Raw genomic sequence first — 26,725 nt, 5'->3', positions numbered from 1 at the left:
CATCGCACGACTTCGTGGCCGCGCGCACCGCCTGTATCCGCCCTTAAATTCTGTCCGTTCATTGCGACCTCCTTGTAATTGCATTGCCGGAACTACACCGCAATGCAATAACCACCTCATCGGTAGGTAGGGAAAACTCCGTAACCCTACCCGGGGGTCGAACGAGCACTGGTCGCCGGTAGCTATGGGTGGGCCACCGAGACCCTTTGTCGCCCTGGTATGGCGACCATAATAACGCCTTGATTTTTAGCGCATTTCACCGCCGTCGTTCTACCCGGAGGTGCTCATTCTCGGCCAGCCGCAAATCAAGCGCCGTATCGGATTCGATACATAGCCAAGGCGAAACCGTGATTTGATTTTACGCAGTGCAACATAAGCATCAAGCATAATTTAGTAGTGATTTTCCCTGAGACTACCAATCGGTATTGCACGCCGGTGATCGCGACTGACAAGGCACAAAGCATCCGGGTCGCAAGCGGCATAAGCTTGATTCACCATGAAAATACCGTTGATTTGCTACGCCAGCCGCGATGGTCAGACCGCCCGTATCGCCGAGCGGATTGCCCATCGACTCGAAAACCGGGGCATCGCCGCAAGACGGCACGATCTGACGCTGCACCCGCACGGCCTGCAGACCGATGCCACGATGCTGGAGGATGCATCCGCCATCATGGTCATCGCCGCCGTTCGCTACGGGCGCCACCTGCGCGAGGCGGAGCGCTTTCTACAGCAGCACAGGGGGATACTCGGGCGTAAATCGCTGGCGGTCGCCTCGGTGAACCTGAGTGCCCGCAAGAGCGGCCACCACACTGCCGAGCACAATGTCTACCTCGGCAAATGGCTGGCGCGGCACGAACTGAAGCCCATGCTTGCCATCGCCTTCGCCGGCCGGCTCGATTACCCGCGTTACCGCTGGTATGACCGGATGATGATCCGCATGATCATGAAAATGAGCGGCGGCCCGACCGACCCGGATGCCGTGATCGAATACACCGACTGGGCAGCGGTCGATGCGTTCGGCGATGATTTTTCCGCGCGCCTCGGTAAGGATCAACGGCCGCGGATGTAGCGATTCACCGCCGAGTTGTGCTCTTCCAGGCTGGCCGAGAACTGCGATGTACCGTCGCCGCGCGAGACAAAATACAACGCCTGCGTTGCGGCCGGGCGCACTGCCGCCATCAGCGCAGCCTCGCCCGTCATGGCGATCGGCGTGGGCGGCAGGCCGGCGCGGGTATAGGTGTTGTACGGCGTATCGGTCTGCAGGTCGATCTTGCGCAGCTTGCCGGCATACGCCTCGCCCATGCCATAAATTACCGTCGGATCGGTCTGCAAGCGCATGCCGATCTTCAGGCGGTTGGCGAACACGCCGGCGATCATCGGCCGATCGCCGCCGTGGCCGGTTTCCTTCTCGATCACCGATGCCAGGATCAGCGCCTCCTGCGGCGTTTTCAGCGGCAGATCAGGTGCGCGTTGCGCCCAGGCGGCGTCAAGCTTCTGCTGCATCCGCGCGTGCGCACGGCCAAGCAGTGCCAGCTCGGAGCTGGCAGGGTTCACATGGTAGGTATCCGGAAAGAACTGGCCTTCCGGGCTGTCGGCGTCGATTTTCAGCGTCTTCAGCAGCGCCGCATCGTCAAGCGTCGCCAGATCGCCCTGCAATTGCGTTTCGGCGGTCAGCGCCCGGCGCAGCTCGCGCCAGTTCCAGCCCTCGACAATGGTAAATACCACCTCGACCACATCGCCGCGCGCCAGCTTATCAAGCAAAGCCCACGGCGCGATCGGGGCCTCGATACGGTAAACGCCAGCCTTGAGTTTGGTCTCCTTGCCCGAGACGCGCGCAAGCACGCGGAACAGCAGCGCCGAATCGGTCGCGCCCTGCTTTTCCAGCTGTTCGGCGATGCGCTTGACACTGCCGGGGCCGACGTTGAACGTCAGTGGCACCGGCTGCGCCTGTGGCGTGGTCGCATACCAGTACAGCCCGCCGGCCGCAGCGAGTAGCAGCAACACGAGCAGCACGAAGAGTTGTTTGATCCGGCGGAAGAAGCCGCCGCGTTGATTACGCCGTTTCGCTGCCATTCTGGCGCTTTGCCTCAAAAAAACGTTGGACGGTTTCCAGCTCGCGGGTGCGGAACATCGGCGGCAAGCTCTTCCACAACACCTTGCCGTACGGTTTGTCGACAAGGCGGTTGTCGGCAATCATCAGGATGCCGGTATCGGTTTCATCGCGGATCAGCCGTCCCGCGCCCTGCTTGAGCGTGATCGCCGCGTGCGGCAGCTGGTAGTCGATAAAGGCATTGCGGCCCTGTTTCGCCAGCTGTTCGACCCGCGCCGACAGCACCGGATCATCGGGCGGCGAGAACGGCAGCTTGTCGATCACCACCAGCGACAACTGCTCGCCGCGCACGTCGATGCCTTCCCAGAAGGTCTGGCTGGCGACGAGGATGGCGTTCGGCGACGCACGGAAGCGATCGAGCAATTCTGTGCGGCTCCCCTGCCCCTGCAGCAGCACCGGCCAGTCGAGCCCGGCATCCTTGAGGCGCTGCGTCACCAGCTCGTGCGCCTCGCGCATCGCCCTGAGGCTGGTGAACAGCAGGAAGGCGTGGCCTTGCGTCAGTTGCAGCAGCGGCCACGCGCGCTCGACCACCTTGGCGGTGAATTCAGGCGAATTGGCCTGCGGCATGTCGCGCGGCACGTACAGCGCGGCCTGCTGCTTGTAGTCGAACGGGCTGTCCCAGGTTTCGCAGCGCGCATCCCACAATCCGAGTTCGTGCTGGAAATGCTTGAAGCTGTTGTTCACCGCCAGCGTCGCCGAGGCGAACACCCAGGCCTTCTGGCCGGCTTGCAGCTGCTTGCGGAACAGTTCGGCGATATTCAGCGGCGTGGCGTGCAGCAGGAAACCGTTCGGCGTGATGTCGATCCAGTGCACCGACTCGGCATCGTCGGGCTCCAGCCACGCCGCCAGCATGTCACGCAGCGCCTTGGCGCGCTCGAAGCACTTGGCCAGCGATTCGCCGCGCTCGGCCTGCTTTTCCAGCTCGGCGGTGATATTGGCCAGTTGCAGCGCCAGTGCATCGAGTGCGTCGGCATATTTCGGGTACTTGTCAGCCAGCTCGTGCTGCGGGTGCCGTGCCGGCTCGGGCCGGAACGCCAGCCGGAAATCGCGAACCACTTTTTCCAGCGCCTCGGCCGCCTGCGGCAGATGCACGTAATCCTTGGCGACGACCAGCGCTTCGGCGCGCGCATCGCGCGCCAGCTCGACCAGTTGCCCAGACGCGATCGTCTGGCCGAAAAACAGGCTGGCGACCTCGGGCAGTTGATGCGCCTCGTCGAAAATCACCGCGTTGCACGCCGGCAGCAGCTCGCCGGCGCCCTCGTCGCGCAGCCAGACATCGGCAAAAAACAGATGATGGTTGACCACCACCACATCGGCTTCCTGCGCGTCCTTGCGCGCCTTCATCACAAAGCAATCCTTGTGACTCGGGCAATCCTGACCGAGGCAGTTGTCACGCGTACTGGTCACTTGCTGCCAGATCGCCGCATTTTCCGCGACGCCGGCGCAACCGGCCTTGTCACCGGACTGGGTCAGCTTGGCGTAGTGCTCGATCTTCTGCAGATCGATGATGTCCTCACGCGAACGGAAACGGCCGTTGTGGCGTGCCTGCTCGAGGTGATAGTGGCAGACGTAATTGGAACGCCCCTTGAGCAGCGCAATCGTCACCGGCACCTTCAAAATATCGCGCACGGTCGGAATATCGCGGGCAAAGAGCTGGTCTTGCAGCGTCTTGGTGCCGGTCGAAACGATGACCTTGCCGCCGGACAGCAGTGCTGGCACCAGATAGGCAAAGGTCTTGCCGGTACCGGTGCCCGCCTCGGCGATCAGTTGACCACGCTCGTTCAGCGTGGCTTCAACAGCCTCGGCCATTTGCAGCTGCTGCGGGCGTAGTTTGTAGCCGGGAAATGCCTCGGCAAGGGGGCCGTCATCGGCAAATAGCTCGGCGAGTGTCATCGAAAACAGAAAGGAAAAAAGTGCATTCGCAATTGTACCGGCAACGGCTCAGGCGCGCCGCCGGGGCTTACGTTCGGTCGGCCGATCAAAACACCAAAGAATCAGCCGTCGCCGCGCTGGCGAGACTTGTCGATCCGCTTCAGAAACACGGTCATTTCACGCACCGACTGCATATCGCCACGACGCTCGGCCACGACCAAGCCGTCGCGCCATGCTTGCTCGGCGGCCTCGGGCTGATTGCCAAGCAGCAGCGCCTTGCCCAGCAGCTTCCAGGCAGCCGAATAATCCGGATCAAGCTCGACCGCCTTGCGCAAATGCAGCACCGCCGGCCCGGCCTCACCCTCGTTCAGATAAATCGTGCCGATCGACAGCCGCAGCAAGGCGCTATCGCGCCCGGTGTCCGCCATCTTGAGCAAAGCGTCCTTGTCCACATCACCTCCAGATTCCGGGCTTGCATCGCACGCAGTCGGCCCGGGTATTCAACACCCGCAGGCTATCACCGAGCGGGCGGCGCCCCAATCAACAGGCAAAAAAACACCCCGCACGCGGCGGGGTGGAACTTGCTACAGGGAGAGATGAGACGCTCAAGCAAACTGGACTCGCTCAGACCAATCTGCTCCGGGCTTGCGCCCGAGTCACACGTGTAAGTGTCTCATTTTCGCAATAAGTTCATAGTACATTTTTACAATCAAAAATTTAATTTTTAAAGCTCAGCGACTGTCCACTCTGGCCGTGGCTTGCCGGCCCGAGCCAATAAAGCAGTGACGGAACAAGGGCTTCCAGCTCCGGCAGTGTATCCGGGGATTCACCCGGATGCGACTTGGTGCGGAACGGCGAGTGGATTGCCCCCGGGATCAACCAGTTGATTCTCAGCTGCGGATAGGCATCCCACTCGTCGGCAGCGATCTTGACCCAGTTTTGCTGGCCGATTTTGGACACGCTATAGCCGCCCCAGTACGCCTTGGCGTCGAGCGCGTGCTCTTCGCCGATCACCAGCACCGCGGCATCCGGCGACTTGGTCAACAGCGGCATCAGAGCGCGGGTGATCGCGAATGGCGCGGCCACGTTGACGCGGAATTGCTCGACCCACTCGTCGAGCTTCTGGTTCGCCAGCGGCGAGAGGAAAGTAAAGCCGTTGGCCGCATGCAGAATGCCGTCGAGCCGGCCGAACTCCCTGTTGATCAGCACACCGAGCTGCGCGATCTCGGATTCGCCGATCTTGGCCAGATCCATCGGCACCGCCGCCGGCTCCGGGCAGCCTGCAGCGCGGATGTCGTCGTAAATGCGGGTGAGTTTCTTTTCGCTGCGGCCCAGCAAGATCACCGTTGCGCCCTGCCGCGCCAGCGCCAGTGCCGCGGCGGCGCCCAGCCCCTGGCCGGCACCGGTGACGAGAATGACCCGGCCGACGAAGGCATCGGCGGTAGGCTGATAATTTTTCCAGTCGCTCATAGTATTGTTCCTGCTAAGAATGCGGCGATTATCCCACGGGACGCCGTTTGGCCGCTGCGGATTGCACCCTCCAGCGTCGCCGGATAATCGCCGGCGGTGTAATCGCCGGCCAGCCACAAGCTCGGCTCGGCTGTGGTATTGGCCGGTCGCCACAAGCCCGGCGTCGCGGCAAAGGTCGCGCGCTTTTCGGCGATGACGCGGCGCCAGCCGGGCTCGCCCCAAGCAAAGACCGTATCGAGTTCGGCCACGACGGCGGATATCAATTGCGCTTGGCTCAAGTCGGAGTGTGCGCCACGCGCCGACAGCACCACGGCGATCAGCCCTGGCTGATCGTGCGTCTGGCCGCGATCGAAAATCCACTGGCTGACCCCGGCGGCGAGACCGACCATCGGCTGCGGCAGCGTCACTGAAGCCGGGTACTGCAAATAGACCGTCACAATGGGCTGGTAATCCCACGCGGCAAGTTGCGCAACCAGTGGCGCACATGCATCGACGCTACCCAGCGCCATGCCGGCACGGTGCGGCGGCAAGGCACAGACCACGCCGTCGAAATGCTCGCCATTAACCAGCCAGCCATCACCATCCCGGACGAGCAATTTCACCGCCGCATTCAGGCGCACCTCGCCGCCTGACGCAGCGACATGGCGTGCCGCCGCATCGGGAAACAGCGCGGAAAAATCGATGCGCGGGAACAGTAGATCGGACGCCGAGCGGCTGCCGGCGAGGCTGTCGCGCAGTACATTGAAGAGCACCTGGGTCGACGCGGTTTCCAGCGGGGTATTCAGCGCAGCCACCGTCAGCGGTCGCCAGAATGCCTCGACCAGCCGCACGGGCTGGCCTTGCGCGGCGAGCCAGTCGGCCACCGGCAGATCGTCAACCAAGCGCCAGCGCGATGTTTCGGCGCTGCGCATCGCCCGGATCAGCGCCCAGCGTTCGCGCCAGCTCAGGCCACGGGCAGCAAGCAGCGCCACGGCCAAATGCAGCGGCGCCGGCAGCTTCGGTGCCCGCAGCCGGAAACCGGGCTCGACGGCCAGATCAAGCGGCGTGCGCACGAAAGCGAAGTCCGGATCGACGCCGACGCGACGCATCAGCCCTAGCAACTCGGAATACGCGCCGATCAGCAGGTGCTGACCGTTATCGATCTCGCGCCCATCGATACTCACCCGCCGCGCCCGGCCGCCAAGCACCGGCCCGGCTTCGAACACCGTGACACGCGCACCGGCATCGGCCAGCTCGACCGCTGCGGCCATGCCGGCGTAACCGCCGCCGAGGACGGCGATATGGGTAGAAGTATTCAGGGATCGTTGCAAAAGGACGTCCATTCAGTCTCGGCGGCCAGAATCGGTGATGCGCAGATATTCAGGCACCGACACATTCAACGCGAAGCAGGCGCTTCGGTTTTCAGGCTTGGAATAGACCGAATCAGGCGAGCGAGCCAAAGCAGGTCGGTTTCGCCCGAAGCGCAGAAACCGGAGTGGACTCAATGTCCATGAGGATTTCGAGCATCGGACGGAAGCGAGATGCGCAGGCGCAGCCGCCTGATTTCAGCCAAACCACCAGGTTCGCCACGCCAGCCACAGCTTGCGGATCGGCGTCAGGCTCAACCGCTGGTTCAGCACCTTGTCGGCGCCATCGCGGCGGATTTCTTCCAGCGTGGCACGGTAGATCGCCGCCATCAGCAGGCCGGGCCGCTGGGCCTTGCGGTCGGCCTTGGGCAGTTGCTCGAACGCCTGCCGGTAGAACTGCTCGGCGCGGTCGATCTGGAACGCCATCAGCGACTTGAACTCGGCGGTCTGGCGGAAATTGAAGATATCGGCGGCCGGCACGTTGTAGCGCTGCAGCTCGTCCACCGGCAGGTACAGCCGGCCACGGCGCGCATCCTCGCCGACGTCGCGGATGATATTGGTAAGCTGAAAGGCAATGCCCAGATCGTGCGCATACTTGAGCGTCTTACGATCGGTGTAGCCGAAAATCTCGGCCGCCATCAGCCCGACCACCGAGGCAACGCGATAACAGTACAGCTGCAGATCCTTGAAGCTGTTGTAGCGCGCCTCATCGAGATCCATTTCCATGCCATCGATGATTTCGAGGAAATGCTCACGGCTCAGATTGAAGGTCTTCAGCACCGGCAGCAGCGCGCGGGTCACCGGATGTTGCGGGTTGCCAGCGTACATCTGGTCGATTTCGCCACGCCACCACGCCAAGGTGGTGCGCGCGACGTTTTCGTCGTGCGTTTCATCGACGACGTCGTCGACTTCGCGACAGAACGCGTACAGCGCGGTAATCGCGCGGCGCTTTTCCAGCGGCAGGAATCGGAAGCTGTAGTAAAAGCTCGAACCGCTCTGGGCGGCCTTGTCTTCGCAGTATTGGTCTGGCGTCATCGTCGATGGGGATCAGGGTTGCGGCGGCAGCGCCAGTTGAATCGTGCGGGTACCGGTCAGACCCGGGAAGGACTGGAACAGCGATTGGGTCAGGTAAGGCAGCGCATTGTCGAACTTGTCGCTGCGACTGTGATTCTTCGCCTCGCCCTCGTAGAGCTTGGCGAAGTCGTTCCTGGCCAGCGCCTTGCGGTCGTAGATGTCGACAGCCAGATAGCGGGTGAACACCGTTTCCGACACCTGTTGCGAGCCGACGACCTCGGTGCTCGGATAGTAGTACGGCACCACGACATAGCTGTTACCGGAGTACACCCGGCGGTAATAGGTGTAGTAGGTCGTTCCCCACACCGGCTGGTTGTAGGTCACGGTCTTGCCGTCATCGACGCCATAAGCCAGCTCGACCAGCCAGTCGGCGCGTGCCGCGCTGGTTTCCAGCTGCAGACCATGGCCCTCCAGCGCCACGGCGACATCGTGCTCGACTTCGCGTTGCAGCAGGCTCTGACTCTGGCTGGCGTCACGCTTGAAGGCAAACCGCTTGCCGGCGACTTCGGACGCCATCTGGTGGCGGATGCTGACTTCGGACTTGAACGTCGGCGGCGACGTTGCGCACCCGGCCAGCAGAACCAGCATCGACAGCAATAAAAGCGCACGCATCATCCGCCCTCCCTTCCAACCCGCCATCAGGCAATCTTGCCGGGAATGCGCGGGGTATCGACGACGACATCGCCGCACTGGGCGCGATGGCGCAACGCATGATCGATCAGCGTCAGCGCCAGCATGGCCTCGGCGATCGGCGTCGCCCGGATGCCGACGCACGGATCGTGGCGGCCGGTGGTCGCCATCATCACCGGGTTGCCCTGCTTGTCAATCGAACGACGCTCCTGCGCGATGCTCGACGTGGGTTTGACCGCGAGATTGACGACAATATCCTGACCGCTGGAAATGCCGCCGAGCACGCCGCCGGCGTGGTTGGTGGCAAAACCTTGCGGCGTCAGTTCGTCGCAATGCTCCGAGCCGCGCTGGGCGACGCTGGCGAAACCGGCGCCGATTTCGACGCCCTTCACCGCGTTGATGTTCATCATGTTGAAGGCGATATCGGCGTCGAGGCGGTCGTACACCGGCTCGCCCCAGCCGACCGGCACATTCTCGGCGACGACGGTGATCTTGGCGCCGACCGAATCGCGCTCCTTGCGGATCGCGTCCATATAGTCTTCAAGCTGCGGCACGATGGCGTTGTTCGGCGCGAAGAAGGGATTCTGATCCACTTCATCCCAGCTCACGAACGGGACGTCGATTTCGCCCAACTGGCTCATATAGCCGCGAATGACGATGCCGAATTTTTCGCTCAGCCACTTTTTGGCGATCGCGCCAGCAGCGACGCGCACCGCGGTTTCACGCGCCGAGCTGCGGCCACCGCCGCGATAGTCGCGGATGCCGTACTTGTGCCAGTAGGTGTAATCGGCGTGACCGGGGCGGAAGGTTTCGACGATCTTGCCGTAGTCCTGGCTGCGCTGGTCCTGGTTGCGGATCAGCAGCGCGATCGGCGTACCGGTGGTCTTGCCCTCGAACACGCCGGAGAGGATCTCGACGATGTCGGGCTCCTTGCGCTGGGTCACATGGCGACTGGTGCCGGGCTTGCGGCGATCGAGTTCCAGCTGGATGTCATCAAGCGAGAGCGCCAGCCCCGGCGGGCAACCATCGACGATGCAGCCGATGCCCGGCCCGTGCGATTCGCCGAACGAGGTAACGGTGAACAACAAACCGAGCGAATTGCCGGACATGAGAACTCCCCGAAGCGCGAATGAATTGATTTAGCCGGCGATTCTAACATGAGCGGCTTACAAGCCATGCCGGCACACGCAGTCAGAACCCGGCGCTTCGCGCACCGGGCAGCGCAATGCAGCGCCTGAGCTGCTATGAAATCAGCCCTCGATAAAGCGCATCTTGAAGGTACGACCCTTGATGTTGCCGCTTGAGAGGCGCTGGAAGGCCTTGTCGGCGATGCGCCGGTCGAGCGCCACATAGGTCAGGTGATCGAAGACATTGATCTTGCCGACGCATTCGCCGTTGATGCCGGCATCGCCGGTCAGCGCGCCGAGCAGGTCACCGGGACGCAGCTTGTCCTTTTTGCCGCCGGCGATGCACAGCGTCACCATTTGCGGCAACAGTGGCGCAGCGCTGGTCGGCTCAAGCGTATCAGTGCCGAACCAGCGCACCGGGCCGCCCTGGTATTCCTCGATCAGCTTGACCCATTTCTTCTCTTGCGGCGAAGCGATGCTCAGCGCCAGACCGCGCTCCTTGCCGCGCGCGGTGCGGCCGATGCGGTGGATGTGGATTTCGGTATCGCGCGACACGTCGACGTTGATCACGTAATCGAGCGTGGTGATGTCGAGACCGCGCGCGGCGACGTCGGTCGCCACCAGCACGGTGCAGCTCTGGTTGGCGAACTGCAGCAGGATCTCGTCGCGATCACGCTGTTCCAGATCGCCGTACAGCGCCAGCGCCGAATACCCCTGGTCGCGCAGCTCTTCGACCAGCTCGCGGCAATGGATTTTGGTATTGCAGAACGCCAGCGCCGACTTCGGACGGTAGTGCGCCAGCAAGGCCGCGACCGTGGCGTTGCGCTCTTCGTGCTCGACCTCGTAAAAACGCTGCTCGATCTTGCTGGCATCGTGCTGCGACTCAACCTTGATCTCGACCGGCAGCTTCAAGAGCCGCGCGCAATCCTTGCGGATCGTGTCCGGATAGGTGGCCGAGAACAGCAGCGTCTGGCGCTTTTTCGGGCAAGCGCTGGCGATGCCGGCGATGTCCTCGTAAAAGCCCATGTCGACCATGCGGTCGGCTTCGTCGAGCACCAGCGTGCTGATGGTCGTCAGATCGATCGTACCGCGACCGAGATGGTCGCGAATCCGTCCCGGCGTCCCGACGACGATGTGTGCGCCGTGCTCGAGCGAGCCGATTTGCGGCCCCATCGGCGAGCCGCCGCACAGGGTGACGATCTTGACGTTGTCGATATGCCGCGCCAGCCGGCGCAGCTCCTTGGCCACCTGATCGGCGAGTTCGCGCGTCGGGCACAGCACCAGCGCCTGGATGCCGAAGAAGCGCGGGTTCAGCGCGCTGAGCATGCCGATGCCGAAGGCCGCGGTCTTGCCGCTGCCGGTCTTGGCCTGCGCGATCAGGTCGTGACCGTCGAGGATCACCGGCAGGCTCTGCGCCTGGATAGCCGTCATGTGCTGGTAGCCCAGGCTATCGAGGTTGGCAAGGAAGGCGTCGGACAGGGCCAAACTCGAAAAAGGTGCTTTATTCACAATGACTTGGCCCCGTATCAGAAAGGAGCGCAGTGTAGCAGTCGGCCCCCATCCAGACCAGCCGTGCCGGGCCACCAGCCTATTTAATCTGGCGGCCCCTTGACGCATTGGTGATCAATGCAAACGCAAGCCCGAACACCACCGAGCACCCCGCGCTGAACGACACGGACCGGATGTCCTGGCAGCTGACAACGAATCAAGCCAGTTTGCCGCTGCAAATGTGCCAGCCGCTCATCGGCTGACGACGCTGATGTCGTGATGTCAGGCATGAACGGGGCCGAGCGCTCAGCCTCCTCAGCTCAAAACATTCTTACAGTTTTATTTCAAATAATCCTCCCAAATTTCTTTTTATTTCACAAAATCGGAATGGCCGGCAATTCCAGCATTGACGTAGTCACGTTCACAAAAAAAAACCATCCAGCGAAAAATAATTAAACAATCAAATTCTACTATTCTTAAATAGTTACCAGAAAGCCTTGATAAAGCCTTCGCAAGGAAATGCAATCACGCACACGAATCAGCAGCGCGCAACAAAAAAACAAAAACATGCTGTTATACGCAGATAAACGGCGGAACCATTCTGAAAATGCCTTTTAACGTACAGGCCCATAACCTAGCTTGGCTGTAGCCGAGTCAATATGGAGCATGTAGCAATACCAATTACCGACCAGTTATTTCCCCCACCGACTGACCAAGACAGTCACCAATAAAACCAGCGAACGTCAGCCCAAAGCACATATTGACGTTCTTGTATTGTCAGCACCCAATAATCGGCAATTCCCGATAAGACGCCCATTTTCGCAACCCGAAAATGCAGGCGCGTCGTACGGCTGCGCGCCAATAAAGCATGAATGTCACCGCATCAATGATGCGATGCCGCATGCACAGGGGGCCTCCCCCTCAAAAAAACATATCAATGGAGATGCACAAAATGATCACCCTTAATAAAGCCGATCTCGAATTCATTCTCCGGCAAATCCATATCGCCGAGGCGCATAGCGCCGGCGGCAATCTCGCAGATCTCGTCGGCAATTCGATGCTTCCCCATGGCTTGCGAACGGTCAGCGGTATCTACAACAACCTGATGCCTGGGCAAGCCCATTACGGCTCGGCCGATCAGATCATGCTGCGCCTGCTCGACCCGGAATTCCGCGCCGAATACTTTGTCACCACCGGCGTGGTCAGAGACAGCGAACCACGTACGATCAGCAACCTGATTTCCGACCAGACCGCAAGCAATCCCGCCGCGGTCGGCGCTGCCGGCGACAACCCGGCCTTCGACCTCAACGGCAGCTTGCTGATCGAAAACGTCGCCGCCGACGAAGGGCTGAGCGCGCCGTTCAATGGCTGGATGACGCTGTTCGGCCAGTTCTTCGACCATGGGCTGGATCTGGTCAACAAGGGTGGCAGCGGCGTAGTGATGATTCCGCTGTTGCCGGACGACCCCCTGTATGTCGAAGGCGCACCCAACTTCATGATGCTGACACGGGCCACCAACCAGCCCGGCGCGGATGGTGTGCTCGGCACCGACGACGATGTGCGCGAACACGTCAACCAGACCACGCCCTTTATCGACCAGAACCAGACCTACACCTCAAGCGCCTCGCATCAGGTTTTTTTGCGCGAATACGCACTCGATGACGGCAAGCCCGTTGCGACCGGTCTGCTGCTGGACGGCAGCAACGGCGGTCTGGCCACCTGGGCCGATGTGAAGGAGCAGGGTCGCACGCTGCTTGGCATCGATCTGACCGACGCCGATGTGACCAACGTGCCGCAGCTGCTCACCGATGAATACGGCATGTTCATCCGCGGCCCCAACGGCTATGCACAAATGTTCGTCGTCAATGCCGAGGGCAACATCGTCCTGGTCGAAGGGAATCCGGATCTGCCCGTTTCGACCGCAATGGCCCTGCGCACCGGACATGCGTTCCTCGACGATATCGCCCATGCGGCGGCGCCGAAGTTCACCACGATCAACGGCCAGCGTGTTCTCAATGCGGACAACGACACCGAAACGGGGATGTCCAACGGCGATGGCACCTCGACCGCCGGCAAGTACGACAACGAGCTGCTCGACCGCCATTTCATCACCGGCGACGGCCGCGGCAACGAAAACATCGGCCTGACCACGGTTCATCATGTTTTCCACTCCGAGCACAATCGGCTGGTCGAGCAGAACCAGGGGATCATTCTGCAATCGGGCGACCTGGCTTTCCTCAACAGCTGGCTGCGTACCGATGTCGATGCGATTCCGACCGATCCGGCCGCCATAGCCGCGCTGGAATGGGATGGCGAGCGCTTGTTCCAGGCGGCACGCTTCGCCAATGAGATGCAGTATCAGCATCTCGTGTTCGAGGAGTTCGCCCGTACCGTCGCCCCCAACGTCGACCTTTTCGTCTTCACCAACAGCGTCGACATCAACCCGGCCATCGTTGCCGAGTTCGCCCATGTGGTGTACCGCTTCGGCCACTCGATGCTCACCGAAACGATTGCGCGCCTCGACAGCGAGATGAACGACACCAGCATCGACCTGATTCAGGGCTTCCTCAACCCGATCGAGTTCGACCGGAACGGAACCGTCAGCGCCGACGAGGCTGCCGGCGCGATCATCCGCGGCATGACCCGGCAGGTTGGCAATGAAATCGATGAATTCGTCACCGAAGCCCTGCGCAACAATCTGGTCGGCCTGCCACTGGATCTGGCCGCACTGAACATCGCCCGGGCCCGCGAGACCGGCGTTCCCTCGCTGAACCATGCCCGGGCACAGTTCTATGAAATGACCGGCGACACCCAGCTCAGGCCGTACACAAGCTGGGTCGATTTTGCCCAGCACATCAAGAACCCGGCGTCGGTCATCAACTTCATCGCCGCTTACGGCACCCACGAGAGCATTACCGGTGCGGACACGCTGGATGCAAAGCGCGCGGCGGCAACGCTGCTGGTCACGGGCGGGGCCGGCGCACCGGCCGACCGCGTCGAGTACCTCAACGGTACTGGTGACCGGTGGAGCAACACCGAGACCGGGCTCAACAACATCGACCTGTGGATCGGCGGTCTGGCCGAGGAAAAAATGCCTTTCGGCGGCATGCTCGGTTCGACCTTCACCTTCGTTTTCGAAGCGCAGATGGAGAAACTCCAGGCCGGCGACCGCTTCTACTACCTCAGCCGCACCCAGGGCATGAATCTGCTGAACGAGCTGGAAGGCAACTCGTTCGCCGAACTGGTGATGGCCAATACCGACCTCGGCCGGCCGGGTTCGTCCCACCTGCCCGGCTCGCTGTTCCAGGCCGTCGAGCACATCCTCGAGATGGATCAAAGCCTGCAGATCGGCGCGGATCCAACCGGCAGCGATCCCATCCTTGAAGCACTCAGCCCGCTGGTCGTGCGCAAGGATCTGGACGGTGATGGTGATCTGGACGTGCTGGAATACCACGGCGGCAGCCACATTGTTCTGGGCGGCACCGAGGAAGATGACCGGCTGATCTCCGGCGATGGCGACGATACCGTCTGGGGCGACGGCGGCAACGATCGCATCGAGGGCGGTTACGGCGTCGATCACCTGTTCGGCGGCGCCGGCGATGATTATCTGACCGATCGTGGCGTCGACGTCGGCGAAGCGGACGTCATCAAGGGCGGTGCAGGCAACGACATCATCCACGGCGGCAACGGCCTGGACCTGCTGTTCGGCAACGATGGCAACGACTTCATCGTCGGCGGCTCGGACAGCAAGGAAATCTTTGCCGGCGAGGGCAACGACTTCATCTTGGGCAGCTCCGGGGCCAGCCTCATGCACGGCAACGAGGGCGATGACTGGATCGAAGGCGGTGATGGTTTCGATACGCTGGCAGGCGAGAACTCCGAGTTGTTTTTCAACAGCCCGGTCATCGGCCACGACGTCCTGTTTGGCGGCGGCAATGACAGTGATTACGACGCCGAATCCGGCGACGACATCATGGTTCAGGGGCTGGGCATCCATCGCAACGAAGGGATGTTCGGCTTCGACTGGGTCATACACAAAGGGATGGAGCGCGACGCCTTTGCCGATCTTGAAGTGCCGATCTTCGCCACCGAACAGGCCGACATCCTGCGCAACCGTTTCGACCAGGTCGAGGGCTTGTCGGGCTGGAAGTACAACGACACCCTGATCGGCGACGATCGTTCGATTGTGCAAACGGTTCCCGAGCTCACGCTCGACACCCATGTACTCACGCAGGAAGGCATAGACCGGATTGCCGGGCTGCGGCAATTGCTCGGGCTGGCGCCCGCCGCGACAGATGCGCGCCCGGACAGCCTCGCCTACGCCGCCGGCAATGTACTCCTCGGTGGCGCCGGCAGCGACCGGATCGAAGGCCGTGGCGCCGACGACTTCATCGATGGCGACGCCTGGCTGAATGTACGCATCGGCGTGCGCGACCCGGCCAATCCGGCAGTGGACATCGCCTCGTATGACTGGCTCAAGGGCGAGCTGCAGCAGGAGATCCTGGCCGGCAGGATCAAGCCGGAACAGTTGCACATCATCCGCGAGATACTCGGTACCGATAACGCGGCGCGCGAGGTCGATACCGCGGTGTTTTCCGAAGTGATGGACAACTACACCATCACCCGGAACGACGATGGCACGATGACCGTCGCGCACACCGGCGGCACGCTGCTCGACGGCGTCGACACCTTGCAGAATATCGAAAGGCTGCAGTTCGCCGATCAAACCGTGCGCGTCGCCGGCGACAATGCCCTGCCGGATGGCGAAATCACCCTCAGCGATACCAGTCCGTCCATGGGGCAAACGCTGACGGCAAATTTCAGCGGCGTTACCGATGCGGACGGCATTGTCGCCGGCTCGCTGCGGTATGAATGGCAGGTGTTCACCGACGAAGGCGTCTGGGCCACCATAGGCTCCGGCCCCAACTTCACCCCGGGTGCCACGGTCGGTGGCCAGAACCTGCAGATCCCGCTGCTGGGGCAGCCGCTGCGCGTGATCGCCTCGTTCATCGACGGTCAGGGCGCCCCCGAGCGCGTCGTTTCCGCACAGACCGCCCCGATCAACCAGAGCCGCGCGGCCAGCGGCCAGCCGGTGATCGACGCCACCACACCGGCCGAGGATCAGGTACTGACGGCATCGCTCGGCAACATCGTCGACCCGGACGGTATCAACCCGGCCAACGTCACCTTCATCTGGGAGGCACAAAACGCCGATGGCAGCTGGCGTGAAGCCGCCACCGGCCCGACCTTCCAGCCCGGCGATGCCGAGGTCGGCCAGGCGCTGCGGGTGGTGGCGTCGTTCATCGACAATCAGGGCAATACCGAGCGGCTGACGTCGGATATCACCGCGCCGGTCAGCAATATCAACGATCTGCCCACCGGCCTGCCGGCCATCAGCAACCCGTCGCCGAGCGAGGACGAGCTGCTGACGATCGATACCAGTGCCATTGTCGATGCCGACGGCATGAGCAATGCGACCCTCGCCTTCCAGTGGCAAGTCGGCAACGGTGACAGCTTCAGCGATATCCCCGGTGCCACCACGGCCAGCTTTGCCCCCGGCGATGCGCACGTCGGCCAGCAACTGCGCGTGATCGTCCGCTACACCGATGATCGTGGCCAGGCCGAAGAGATCATCTCGGCTGCGACCACGGCAGTGGCCAACGTCAACGATGCGCCGACCGGCGTGCTAGCGCTGAGCGATGCCACCCCCACCGAAGGGCAGGTCTTGAGCGTATCGACAAGCGATATTGCCGACGCCGATGGCATGGCGGGCGTCACCTTCAGCTATCAGTGGCAGCTGGGCGGCAGCGGCGGCTTCACCGACATTGCCGGCGCGACCGGGGCGTCGTTCACGCCAGGCCAGGCACAGGTCGGCCAGCAGCTGCGGGTTGTCGTCCGCTACACCGACCAGCGCGGCACTCAAGAAGTGCTGACCTCGGTGGCAACGGCCGTGGTCGGTGACCAGATCACCGGCACCGGCGCAAACAACACGCTCAACGGCACCGCCGGTGCCGACATCATCCTCGGCATGGCCGGCAACGACACCCTCAACGGGCTGGATGGCGACGACATGCTCAGCGGTGGTACCGGCAGCGACGCGCTCAACGGCGGCAACGGCAACGACCAGCTGCTCGGAGAAGCCGGTGCCGACACCCTCAACGGCGGCGCGGGTGCCGACACCATGGCTGGCGGTGCCGGCAACGACAGCTATGTGGTCGATGATGCCGCGGATAGCGTGACCGAAGGCGCCAGTGCCGGCGACGGGAATGACCTGGTTCAGACGTCACTGAGCAGCTACACGCTCGGCAACAATGTCGAGCAGCTGAGCTATACCGGCACGGGTAATTTCACCGGCACCGGCAACGCGCTCGCCAACCGCTTGAGCGGCGGTAGCGGCAACGACGTGCTCAATGGCGGTGCAGGTGCCGACACCATGATCGGCGGTGCCGGCAACGACACCTACTATGTCGATGTCGCCGGCGACGTGATCACCGAAACCGCCAACGGCGGGATTGATACGGTCATGTCAACCCTGGGCACCTACACCCTCGCCAACAACGTCGAAACGCTGGTGCACATCGGCAGCAATGGCGCAACGCTGAGCGGCAATGCCGGGGCCAACCGCATCACCGGCGGTGCTGCGGCCGACAACATCAACGGAGGCGACGGCGACGACATCATCGAAGGCGGCGGCGGTAACGATGTCATGACCGGCGGAGCGGGCGTGTTCGGGCTCTTTGGCGGCGGTAACGACACCTTCGTGTTCTCGGCACCCAGCTTTGGACAGGACAGGATCAACAACTTCGATGCCAATGTCAGTGGCGGCCAGGAGCTGCTCGATATCTCCTCGCTCGGGATCAGCACCGCCGACTTTACCAACCGCGTGCAGATCGAAGATCTCGGTAATGACACGCGCGTCACGATCGGCGCCGACACGATCGTGCTGGTTGGCGTCAATGGCACGGGCACCAATGCAATCACGCAGAGCGACTTCATCCTAGCGGGCTAAGCCCGACCCGGCGTGGTGCGGCAATCAACCCGTACCACGCCGGAACAGGATCATTCCGCAAATGCGATGGCCGATTCATGATCGGGGGTGGATATGTGGCACAGAAAACAGAACACGGGCACGCGCCCAGAGCGGTGGGCGCTGTCCCGCCGGAGCTTTCTCAAACTGGGGTCGGTGGCCGCACCGGCGCTGCTGATCCGACAAGGACAGGCCGGTGACGATGATGATGTGTCAACGTCGCCCTCGCTGCCACCCAGCCCGGCAACACTGCCATGGCGAGAAGAACTGCCGCGGGAAATCACCCCGGTTCCTCATGTTTCCACCCTCCATCCCGTCCCGACCATGCAGGCGAATACCGCCTTCGGCGAGGCCGGACGCCTGCCGCATCAACGCTGGGCCGAACTCAGTGCGGCCCAGCTCGAACTGTATGAACTTCGCGCCGTTGAACGCCCGCGCTGGGTGTTCAATCCGTCGCTCCCCGCCCAGCCGGTCTGGGTTTACGAGGGCGCCAACAGCAATCCGGCCATCTTCTCGCCGGTCATCACAGCCCACTATGGCAAGCCGATCTTGTGTCGCTTCCGTAACGAGCTGCCACGCAACCACGTCGGCTTTGGCTCGCCGGAAATTTCCACCCATTTGCATAATCTGCACTGCGCGTCGGAAAGCGACGGTTTTCCCGGCGACTACTTCAGCGCCAGCAAGGCCGGCCCCGGCCTGACCAGCCCCGGGAGCTTCAAGGATCACTTCTATCCGAACATCCTCGCCGGCTATGACCAGTTTCAGAACGGATATGGCGACGTGCGCGAGGCGCTGGGTACCTTGTTCTATCACGACCACACGCTCGATTTCACCGGTCCCAACGTCTATCGCGGCCTTTCCGGCTTCTACCTGCTGTATGACGAGCTCGACTCCGGCAACGAGCGCGACCCCAATCCCCGGGCACTGCGCCTGCCCAGCGGCCCCTACGACTACCCGCTCAATTTCATGGATCGGCGCTTCGACCAGCAGGGCAAGCTGCTTTATGACCAGCTCAACCCGGACGGCATTCTGGGTGACAAGGTCGTCGTCAACGGCAAAATCGAACCGGTTCTGCGCGTCGCCGCGCGCAAATACCGCTTCCGCTTGCTCAACAGTGGCCCCAGCCGTTTCTATGAGTTCTACCTCGTCAACCGCAACGATGTCGCCCAGACATTCACCTACCTTGCCAACGACGGCAACCTGCTGCCCGAACCGCTCTGGCATCAGACCAAGGTACGTCTTGGCGTCGCCGAGCGGGCCGATATCGTGATCGACTTTTCCGCCTACCCCATCGGTACCGAGCTTTATATCGTCAACCGGCTGCGGCAGGAGGAAACCCGTAAGGCCAAAGATGTACGCGCACCGGGCGTGCGGGTTCTTAAGCTCATCGTCGACCGCTACCCATCGCAGCCGGATGCAAGCGTCATCCCGTCAACGCTACGGCAGTTGCCCCCGATCAGCGCCGCCGAAATCGCCAGCGCCAAAGTCAGGCGCTGGGAGTTCGAACGCAAGAACGGCATGTGGGTCATCAACGACAAGGTGGTAGACCTGCGTGCACCACGCATCAAGATCAAACGGGGTAGCGCCGAGATCTGGGAGCTGGTTAACGACAGCGGTGGCTGGGCACATCCGATTCACATCCATTTCGAAGAGGGGCGAATTCTCAAGAAGAGCATCGAAGGCGTCGAGATTCCCATCCCACCGCATGAACGCGGCCGCAAGGATGTGTTCGTACTCGAACCGAACATGACGATCCGGATTTTCCTGCGCTTTCGTGATTTCACCGGCAAGTACGTGATGCACTGCCACAACCTGATCCACGAGGACCACGCCATGATGCTGCGTTGGGATATCGAGGACTAAGGTCTAACGTAAGGATGAACCATTATGCTGACGCGTAGAATGCTCACTGCCGGTGCCAGTCTCGGCGCACTGGCCTTCATGGCGGGCGGCTGGCTCGGCCGCTCGCAAGGCAAAAACGTTGCGACGCCGTTTCCCAATACGCCACTCCAGACCCACGATGGGCGTGCGGTGCGCTTCTACGATGATCTGATCCGCGGGAAACTTGTCGTCATCAACATGATCTACGCATCGTGCGGCGGCATCTGTCCGGCGACCACGTTCAATCTTCGCCAAGTCCATCGCCAGCTCGGCGAGCGCGTCGGCAGCAGCGTCTTCCTGTATTCGATCACCCTGCAGCCCGAACTTGACACCCCGGATACGCTGCGTGCCTATGCCCAAAGCAATCGGCTGGGGCCAGGCTGGTTGCTGCTGACCGGCTCCCCGGATGAACTACGCAAGCTGCGTTACCGGTTGGGCTTTTTCGACCCCGATCCGCAGATCGACCGCATTGTGTCCAGCCATACCGGCATGCTCCGCATTGGCAACGATGCCACCTCGCGCTGGACCATGATTCCTGGCCTGGCAGCACCCGAGCAGATCCTGCACACCATTGATCATGTCGACCCGACCATCACCCACCCCAACCGTATTTACCGGATCTGAACGTGATCAAGGCCCCAGCGCCAACGTTCCGGTCAGGTAGCCGTTCGCCCATCCCAGATCATCGTCGCCAAGCGCACCAGCGGCTGCGGCCAAGCGTAGCCGCGCCATCAGATAACGCAGCTTGGCGTCAACGAGATCACGCCGGGCAACGAATACTTTCTCCTCGGCGTTGAGGATATCGACATTGGTACTGGTTCCCGCCATGAATCCTTTGCGCGTCGAGTGCAGTGCGCGTTCGGATGAAATGATGGCGGTTTCCAGCGCCCGGATACGCGCTTCACCGCTTTGCACACCGCGAAATTCGCGCGTGGTATCCGAAATGACCTCCTCCCGTGCGGCATGAAGCTCGGCCTGTGTCTTGGCACGATTCGCCTGTGCTTGCCGAACCTGCGCGCTGATCGCACCGCCCGAGAAGACCGGGATGCTCAGTTGCACCCCAATCAGTCCATAGCGGTTGCGCTGATCCAGCGTTGAAATGGTTTCGCTATCCCCGGCGTTGTAACTGAGAACCAGATCCAGTGTCGGCAAATGGCCACCCGTACTGCGGCTGACCTCCTCATCCGCGACGGCAAGCGCACGCCGACGGGCACGTATCCACGGATTTTCGGTTTCAGCCAACGCCATCCAGTCCGGCAAGGTACGGGGCTCGATCTGCGGTGTCTCAAAACGGTCAGGATTCAGCGAAGCGACCGACGTCAGACTCTCACCAAGCATTTCCTGCAGCAGGCGCCGCGCGATCAGCAATTTATCCTGCGCCTCAATGTACTCGGCCTGTGCCAAGTCGCGGCGGGCCGTCGCCTCGTCGACATCGGTCACCGTACCATCGCCAAGTGCATGTCGCCGCATCGCCGCGCTGCGCTGCACCTCGAACGCACGGGCCTTGGCTTCGGCCAGACTGACGCTTTCCCTTGCCAAGAGCACATCGAAATAGCGGTTAGCCAGCCGAATGGCCAAATCCTGTGCACGGGCATCGAACACCGCCTCGCTGTATTGCGCGCGCTGTTCGCCCTGGCGGTACTCGGCGTATTTTTGCCAGTTGAACAACGGTTGCCGCAGCTGGGCAACCGCCCCCTGGGCATCGTAATCCAGCTTGTTTTCCCGCGTTCGTCCTAGCACATCGGGCTGATCACTGTGGCCATCAACACGGTTTTTGTAGGCGGTTACACTGATCTGCGGCAGCAATCCAGCCAGTCCCAGCTGGCGATTGAGTACCCCCGCTTCGCGCTCGTACATCGCAGCCTGATAGACGGGCCCCTGTGATTTCAGTTGCTGCCAGGCCTCTTTCAGATCCATCGCCTGCGCAAGCGGCACCGTACATACCATGGCCAGAATCAGCTTGGCGGCGCGCATTCATTGCTCCTTGAACGCGCCATCAAGGCGCTCGAGCAAGGGCTTGAGCAAATAGCTCAACAGACTGCGTTCTCCTGTCTTGATCGTCACCGTTGCGGGCATCCCGGCGCGAATCTGATTGACCCCGAGCATTTTCATTCCTTCGGCCGTCACAACAATCTGGGCCAGGTAATACGGCAGCTTGCTGGATTCATCGATCAGGCTATCCGCCGATACCGTCAAAACCTTGCCTGGAATACTCGGCGTACTGGAATGGTTAAAGGCCGGGAATGAGATATCCACCGCCAAACCCGCCTTCATCTTGTCGATTGCATGCACCGGTATCATGGCATCAACTTGCAGAGGCTCGTGCTCGGGAACGATATCCATAAGATGCGCACCGGGCTGGATCACCCCGCCCAGGGTCGACACATTCAGGCCAAGAACAATGCCATTGATAGGCGAATACACCTGCGCATTGGCGACTTCGTAATCAATTGCGCGCAACCGATCCATCAGCATCGCCGCATCCCTTTGTGCGTCGGTCAATTGCAACTGCAGTTCTTTTTGATGATCCTGCTCCCGCTGCAAAATCCGCAGCTTGATTTCGGAAATCTGGTTCCGAACCTTGCCGGTATTGCCGATATCTTCGGCCAGAGCGCCATTGAGTTGCGCGGCATTACGCTCCAGTTCAAGAAGACGATTGCGCGGTACATAGCCCTCATCGGCCAAACTCCGCACACCAACCAGCTCCTCGCCAATAAACCTCAGTTGCGCCTCACGCGTTGCCTTGACGCGCTCGAATCCGCCAAGCTGCTCCTGCGCCGCCCGCAGGCTTTCTTTCAAGATATTGATTTCGCCACTCAAGGCAATACGGCGTGTGGCAAACAACCGCCGCTGCAATTCCATCGCATCCTTCAGGTGGGCATCATTTCCAAAACGATCCAGCAAGGCGGGAGAAAAACGAATTTCTTCGCGCCTGTCCCGCTCCGCCTCAAGGCGATCCTCAACCGTAGAGGCCACGATATATTCGGTGCTTAATGCCCCCTGCTCGGCAATCGCACGCGTGGCATTCAATCGGATCAGCACTTGCCCCTTCTGAACCGCTTGTCCTTCACGCACCCAAATGGCCTCAACAATCCCGCCCCGTTCATGCTGGATTTTTTTGCGGTCATTCACCACCTTCACTGTCGCATTCGACACCACACCGGCATCAAGCGGCGCAAAGGCAGCCCAAAGGAAAAAACCGCCCAAGGCAATGAGCATCACCCACAGCACATGACGCATCGGTCGCCGCGCATCGACATCAATGCCGCCGTCTGCGCGGGGACGTGATTTCGGAAAGAAATCGCGGAGTTTGGTCATCACATTACTCCCTGACCAGGGCTACGGCCGATCCAGCCGCAGCGATGACATTCGCCTGACGCAATGCATTAAATACCTCGTCGCGAGGGCCGAACATTTTGATTCCCCCATCCGCCAGCACCAGCACCTGATCGACCACACCCAGCACGGCCGGTCGATGCGAGATGAGTACCACCGTTCGCCGTGCATGCTTGAGCGCTTTTAAGGCCTGCAACAATGCGCCCTCGCCTGCGTCGTCAAGATTGGCATTGGGTTCATCAAGCACGATCAGCGATGATTCGCCATATATTGCTCGGGCGAGACCAATGCGCTGTTTCTGGCCGCCGGACAATGGAGACCCATCGGCGTTCAACAGCGTTTCATACCCCAATGGCAGCCGGAGGATCAGCTCGTGCACCCCGGCCATGGTGGCCGCGGCGATCACAGCGTCGCTATCCACTGGGTTGAATCTGGCAATGTTCTCGGCAACGGTTCCTTCGAACAATTCAACATCCTGCGGAAGATACCCAATCCACGCGCCCAACTCCTCGCGAGGCCATTGCGCGACATCGACACCGTCAAGACGAACCTTGCCCTGCTGCGCTGTCAGCACGCCGACCAATAACCGTGCCAGTGTTGACTTCCCAGCCCCGGAAGGCCCGATGACACCGAGCATTTCACCCACAGGCAGGGAAAACGAAATGCCGCGAAGCACAGCCTGCCCCCCTCCCGGCGCAGCAACACTGACCGCCTCCAGACAGATCGCGCCCTTCGGTTTCGGCAAAGGCATACGCGGCAATTGCGGGGGGAATTCGCGCAACAAGATATCAAGCCGTCCCCAAGCGGCACGACAGCCCAGCCATTGGCGCCAACTACCGATAGCCAGTTCAACAGGCCCGAGCGCCCGGCCAATCAGGATCGAACAGGCGATCATCATGCCAGGGCTAATCTTGTTTTCGATCGCCAGCAGGGCACCAACCCCAAGACTCAATGATTGCAGCGCAATGCGCACAAAGCGCGTCACCCCGCTAATCCGGGCCGCAGAATCCGAAGCCAGCGTTTGCTGCTCAAGAATGCGCCGGTGCCCTTCAAACCAGCGCTCGCGGATAATCGGCAGCATGCCCATCGCCTCGATCACTTCGGCATTACGCAGATTGTTGTTGGCATAGGCGCCCGAAGCGATCGCAGCCTTGTTCGCTTCAGCCAGCGGCCCGCTGGTCGCATATTCGGTCAACCAAGTAAGCCCGAATAGAATGATCGAACCTGCCAGCGTCATCAGCCCCAAAATGGGATGAATCAGAAACGTCGCCAATAAGTAAATGGGGGTCCAGGGCGCATCGAAAAATGCAAACAAGCCATTTCCGGTCAGAAATTGACGAACCTGCGTAAGATCCTGCAGCGCCTGTGCCGGATTTCCTCCCGCCCTCCGCAGACTACGCTCGAACGCGGCATTGAATATGCGTTGATTCAGCGCCATATCCAGTTGATTGCCAACTCTGATCAGAATAATCGAGCGGGCCAACTCCATAAATGACATCAACATATACAGGCCACACACCATCACGCTCAGCATCAATAGCGTTGACACGTTTCTGCTCACCAAAACGCGATCATAGACCTGCAACATATATACAGAAGGGGTCAGCATCAGCACATTGATCGTCGCACTGAAAGCGGCCAATACCCAAAAGGTGCGTTTGAATTCACGTAGAACACCACCCAACTCGCCGTGCAGCTCTACTCTCGAATTCATGTCGCCCACCTTGCACAAGTCAAATAAAAGGCCAGACTCTAATAGGTTAAAAGCCCATGCAAAATCTTACTCAAGATGAAATGGATGTATAGTATTTTAGTAACAGAAAAGCAATGATGATGAATGCGCCCGGGGAGCCTCGGTGCGACGATCCCCCCGGAGAAGTTCAGGCTTGCTCTGACAATCCGGCACTCACGAAATACAGTAATCTCCTAAGAAATTCGGTTCTCCACAAATTGCCGGGGAAAGCGGCCTCGATGCCCAGTTCCGAATGATTAATTACATTGGACTATCCTTACGACCGTAAGCGTTCCGGCCCCATGATTTGTGCATCGGAGGAAGTCCATGAGCACCCGACGTTTCCAGCCACAGCCTTTACAAGTGTGGCAGCGCAGTTGTGCCGGATGACAGCGAGAAACGGTCGGCCGATCTAGTCGAGGCCAAGAGCGAAACCCTTCGCCTGCGGGCTCAGTTGAGGCGTACCAAAGAAGAGCGCGACATCTTAAAAAAGCCGCGGTACTTTGCCAGGGAATCCGAGTGAAGTACCGCTTCATGAATGAGTTGCGGCACGCCCAACCAACAGCGAACGCGGCGCACTGATCCGGAAGGCGACGCTCGAAGCGGTACGCCAGCGCAACACTCACACCGACCAGGCGGTCGACGAGCTGATCGTGATGTACGACGACGCCGGCGATGCCATCGAATCCCGTATCCGCCAAGCGGCCGGTGCCGGTGACCGGCCCACATTGGCGCAGCTGCAGCAGCTGCTGGGCGACGTGCGCAAAGAACTGGAACACCTGCAGCGGCGCCGCGACAGCACCCTGTACCACAGCATCGAGCAATCTGTGAGCATCGGTACTGCACCCTTCGGCCAACTGCTACCGCCCTCCCAGCTCTTTGGCATCAATCACCAGGCCGTGGCGTTCATGCACCACTTCACCGCCGGCGATGGGCTGCAGCTGTCCGAGCGGCTCTGGCGCATCCAGCGTGGCGCAGTAGAGACGCTGACCGATCACATCCAGTTCGCCATCATCAACGGCGAGAGCGCGCACCAAGCTGCGATGCGTGCACGGGCCCGTGGCGAAACCGTCGATAGGTCCGTACTGGCCGCGGCAGACGCCGGTCGCGCGACATCGCTGTCGACATCGATCCGCGAGTTCATGACTGGCGCACCGGATCCAGTGAATGGCCGGGGCATCGTGTATCAGGCCGAGCGGGTTTTCAGGACGGAGATCAACCGCGCCCACGGCGAGGCATACATGGGCGCGGCGTTTCAGACGGATGGAATAATTGGCGTGAAATTCACGCTGTCACCGAACCATCGGGTGCGGGATGTGTGCGACACGCATGCCAGTGCGGATTTATACGGTTTCGGGCCTGGCGTGTATCCTGACCGCACAAGTTGCCCATGGCCAGCTCATCCAAACACGTTGAATTTTGTTGCGGCCGTATTAGACTGAGCATCCACCGTGAAATAACTCGCACAAAAAACATGACCAGATTCGTTAATTACTTAGTGGATACATTCTGGATCGCGACGTTTCGTGATCTATTGGAAATATTGTCGTTCATAGCAACCTGTGCAACTGCCGTTTTTGCCTGACGGGCAATCGATCGCTGGAAAAAACAAGCAGAGCATGCGCGAACCAC

17 protein-coding genes and 1 pseudogene are annotated in these 26,725 nt (G+C 61.0%); 6 read left to right on the top strand and 12 right to left on the bottom strand.

Features of this window, described 5'->3' with window-relative positions; genetic code table 11:
• Positions 1-496: 496 nt before the first annotated feature.
• Complete coding sequence (gene hemG / locus JLC71_RS01635) at positions 497-1,069, top strand: menaquinone-dependent protoporphyrinogen IX dehydrogenase (protein ID WP_200916948.1); 573 nt, start codon at positions 497-499, stop codon at positions 1,067-1,069.
• Here the strand turns inward: hemG and mltG are convergent.
• The 9 genes from mltG to dbpA all read right to left on the bottom strand — a co-directional run bounded on the left by mltG (position 1,051) and on the right by dbpA (position 11,138).
• Entirely contained in the window at positions 1,051-2,073 is a 1,023-nt protein-coding gene (gene mltG / locus JLC71_RS01630; RefSeq protein WP_236250941.1) for an endolytic transglycosylase MltG, read from the bottom strand. The genes hemG and mltG overlap by 19 nt on opposite strands.
• Positions 2,054-4,003, bottom strand: coding sequence for a DNA repair helicase YoaA (yoaA, locus tag JLC71_RS01625; protein ID WP_200916947.1), 1,950 nt, complete (start codon positions 4,001-4,003; stop codon positions 2,054-2,056). Before yoaA ends, mltG begins: the two co-directional genes overlap by 20 nt.
• A gap of 101 nt (positions 4,004-4,104) precedes the next feature.
• Complete coding sequence (locus JLC71_RS01620; protein ID WP_236250940.1) at positions 4,105-4,434, bottom strand: tetratricopeptide repeat protein; 330 nt, start codon at positions 4,432-4,434, stop codon at positions 4,105-4,107.
• A 265-nt stretch (positions 4,435-4,699) separates the two neighbouring features.
• Positions 4,700-5,452: an SDR family NAD(P)-dependent oxidoreductase gene (locus tag JLC71_RS01615; RefSeq protein WP_200916946.1), complete on the bottom strand. Its 753-nt coding sequence runs from the start codon at positions 5,450-5,452 to the stop codon at positions 4,700-4,702.
• Positions 5,449-6,762, bottom strand: coding sequence for a hydroxysqualene dehydroxylase HpnE (gene hpnE / locus JLC71_RS01610; RefSeq protein WP_200916945.1), 1,314 nt, complete (start codon positions 6,760-6,762; stop codon positions 5,449-5,451). Before hpnE ends, JLC71_RS01615 begins: the two co-directional genes overlap by 4 nt.
• Positions 6,763-6,996: 234 nt before the next feature.
• On the bottom strand, positions 6,997-7,833 hold the full coding sequence (gene hpnD / locus JLC71_RS01605) for a presqualene diphosphate synthase HpnD (protein WP_200916944.1): 837 nt from the start codon (positions 7,831-7,833) through the stop codon (positions 6,997-6,999).
• A 12-nt stretch (positions 7,834-7,845) separates the two neighbouring features.
• On the bottom strand, positions 7,846-8,484 hold the full coding sequence (locus tag JLC71_RS01600; RefSeq protein WP_200916943.1) for a DUF4136 domain-containing protein: 639 nt from the start codon (positions 8,482-8,484) through the stop codon (positions 7,846-7,848).
• A 26-nt stretch (positions 8,485-8,510) separates the two neighbouring features.
• A complete protein-coding gene (aroC, locus tag JLC71_RS01595) occupies positions 8,511-9,611 on the bottom strand; it encodes a chorismate synthase (protein ID WP_200916942.1) in 1,101 nt (366 codons plus the stop codon).
• 141 nt (positions 9,612-9,752) lie between these two features.
• On the bottom strand, positions 9,753-11,138 hold the full coding sequence (gene dbpA, locus JLC71_RS01590; protein WP_200916941.1) for an ATP-dependent RNA helicase DbpA: 1,386 nt from the start codon (positions 11,136-11,138) through the stop codon (positions 9,753-9,755).
• A gap of 931 nt (positions 11,139-12,069) precedes the next feature.
• Between dbpA and JLC71_RS01585 the strand changes: the two genes are divergently transcribed.
• From JLC71_RS01585 to JLC71_RS01575, 3 genes are all read left to right on the top strand, one after another.
• Positions 12,070-18,126: a peroxidase family protein gene (locus tag JLC71_RS01585; RefSeq protein ID WP_200916940.1), complete on the top strand. Its 6,057-nt coding sequence runs from the start codon at positions 12,070-12,072 to the stop codon at positions 18,124-18,126.
• A gap of 342 nt (positions 18,127-18,468) precedes the next feature.
• Positions 18,469-20,007: a multicopper oxidase family protein gene (locus JLC71_RS01580; RefSeq protein ID WP_200916939.1), complete on the top strand. Its 1,539-nt coding sequence runs from the start codon at positions 18,469-18,471 to the stop codon at positions 20,005-20,007.
• A gap of 24 nt (positions 20,008-20,031) precedes the next feature.
• On the top strand, positions 20,032-20,649 hold the full coding sequence (locus tag JLC71_RS01575) for an SCO family protein (RefSeq protein ID WP_200916938.1): 618 nt from the start codon (positions 20,032-20,034) through the stop codon (positions 20,647-20,649).
• A gap of 6 nt (positions 20,650-20,655) precedes the next feature.
• Here JLC71_RS01575 and JLC71_RS01570 read toward each other — a convergent pair whose 3' ends face one another.
• From JLC71_RS01570 to JLC71_RS01560, 3 genes are read right to left on the bottom strand one after another with little or no spacing between them, the layout of a single operon-like run.
• Positions 20,656-21,999 (bottom strand): TolC family outer membrane protein, encoded by a 1,344-nt coding sequence (locus JLC71_RS01570; protein ID WP_200916937.1) that lies wholly within the window; start codon positions 21,997-21,999, stop codon positions 20,656-20,658.
• A complete protein-coding gene (locus tag JLC71_RS01565) occupies positions 22,000-23,343 on the bottom strand; it encodes an HlyD family type I secretion periplasmic adaptor subunit (protein ID WP_200916936.1) in 1,344 nt (447 codons plus the stop codon).
• 4 nt (positions 23,344-23,347) lie between these two features.
• Entirely contained in the window at positions 23,348-25,075 is a 1,728-nt protein-coding gene (locus JLC71_RS01560; RefSeq protein WP_200916935.1) for a type I secretion system permease/ATPase, read from the bottom strand.
• Positions 25,076-25,433: 358 nt separating this feature from the next.
• Between JLC71_RS01560 and JLC71_RS16370 the strand changes: the two are divergent.
• Together JLC71_RS16370 and JLC71_RS01555 are read left to right on the top strand one after the other, a co-directional pair.
• A pseudogene (locus JLC71_RS16370) lies at positions 25,434-25,642 on the top strand (IS3 family transposase); the annotation flags it as partial.
• 107 nt (positions 25,643-25,749) lie between these two features.
• Positions 25,750-26,535, top strand: coding sequence for a hypothetical protein (locus JLC71_RS01555; protein ID WP_200916934.1), 786 nt, complete (start codon positions 25,750-25,752; stop codon positions 26,533-26,535).
• Positions 26,536-26,725: the final 190 nt, after the last annotated feature.

This window comes from Jeongeupia sp. HS-3 (genome assembly GCF_015140455.1).
Lineage (GTDB): Bacteria > Pseudomonadota > Gammaproteobacteria > Burkholderiales > Chitinibacteraceae > Jeongeupia.
Note: the sequence above shows the minus strand (reverse complement) of the source record. Positions and strands in the feature narration are given on the sequence as shown.

What these genes read in the sequence shown, in the direction of transcription:
- mltG (WP_236250941.1), bottom strand. Translation starts at nt 2,073, where the DNA reads ATGGCAGCGAAACGGCGTAATCAACGCGGCGGCTTCTTCCGCCGGATC.
- aroC (WP_200916942.1), bottom strand. Translation starts at nt 9,611, where the DNA reads ATGTCCGGCAATTCGCTCGGTTTGTTGTTCACCGTTACCTCGTTCGGC.
- JLC71_RS01565 (WP_200916936.1), bottom strand. Translation starts at nt 23,343, where the DNA reads ATGACCAAACTCCGCGATTTCTTTCCGAAATCACGTCCCCGCGCAGAC.
- JLC71_RS01555 (WP_200916934.1), top strand. Translation starts at nt 25,750, where the DNA reads ATGTACGACGACGCCGGCGATGCCATCGAATCCCGTATCCGCCAAGCG.
- hemG (WP_200916948.1), top strand. Translation starts at nt 497, where the DNA reads ATGAAAATACCGTTGATTTGCTACGCCAGCCGCGATGGTCAGACCGCC.
- JLC71_RS01575 (WP_200916938.1), top strand. Translation starts at nt 20,032, where the DNA reads ATGCTGACGCGTAGAATGCTCACTGCCGGTGCCAGTCTCGGCGCACTG.
- hpnD (WP_200916944.1), bottom strand. Translation starts at nt 7,833, where the DNA reads ATGACGCCAGACCAATACTGCGAAGACAAGGCCGCCCAGAGCGGTTCG.
- JLC71_RS01585 (WP_200916940.1), top strand. Translation starts at nt 12,070, where the DNA reads ATGATCACCCTTAATAAAGCCGATCTCGAATTCATTCTCCGGCAAATC.
- JLC71_RS01570 (WP_200916937.1), bottom strand. Translation starts at nt 21,999, where the DNA reads ATGCGCGCCGCCAAGCTGATTCTGGCCATGGTATGTACGGTGCCGCTT.
- JLC71_RS01560 (WP_200916935.1), bottom strand. Translation starts at nt 25,075, where the DNA reads ATGAATTCGAGAGTAGAGCTGCACGGCGAGTTGGGTGGTGTTCTACGT.
- JLC71_RS01580 (WP_200916939.1), top strand. Translation starts at nt 18,469, where the DNA reads ATGCAGGCGAATACCGCCTTCGGCGAGGCCGGACGCCTGCCGCATCAA.
- yoaA (WP_200916947.1), bottom strand. Translation starts at nt 4,003, where the DNA reads ATGACACTCGCCGAGCTATTTGCCGATGACGGCCCCCTTGCCGAGGCA.
- JLC71_RS01615 (WP_200916946.1), bottom strand. Translation starts at nt 5,452, where the DNA reads ATGAGCGACTGGAAAAATTATCAGCCTACCGCCGATGCCTTCGTCGGC.
- JLC71_RS01600 (WP_200916943.1), bottom strand. Translation starts at nt 8,484, where the DNA reads ATGCGTGCGCTTTTATTGCTGTCGATGCTGGTTCTGCTGGCCGGGTGC.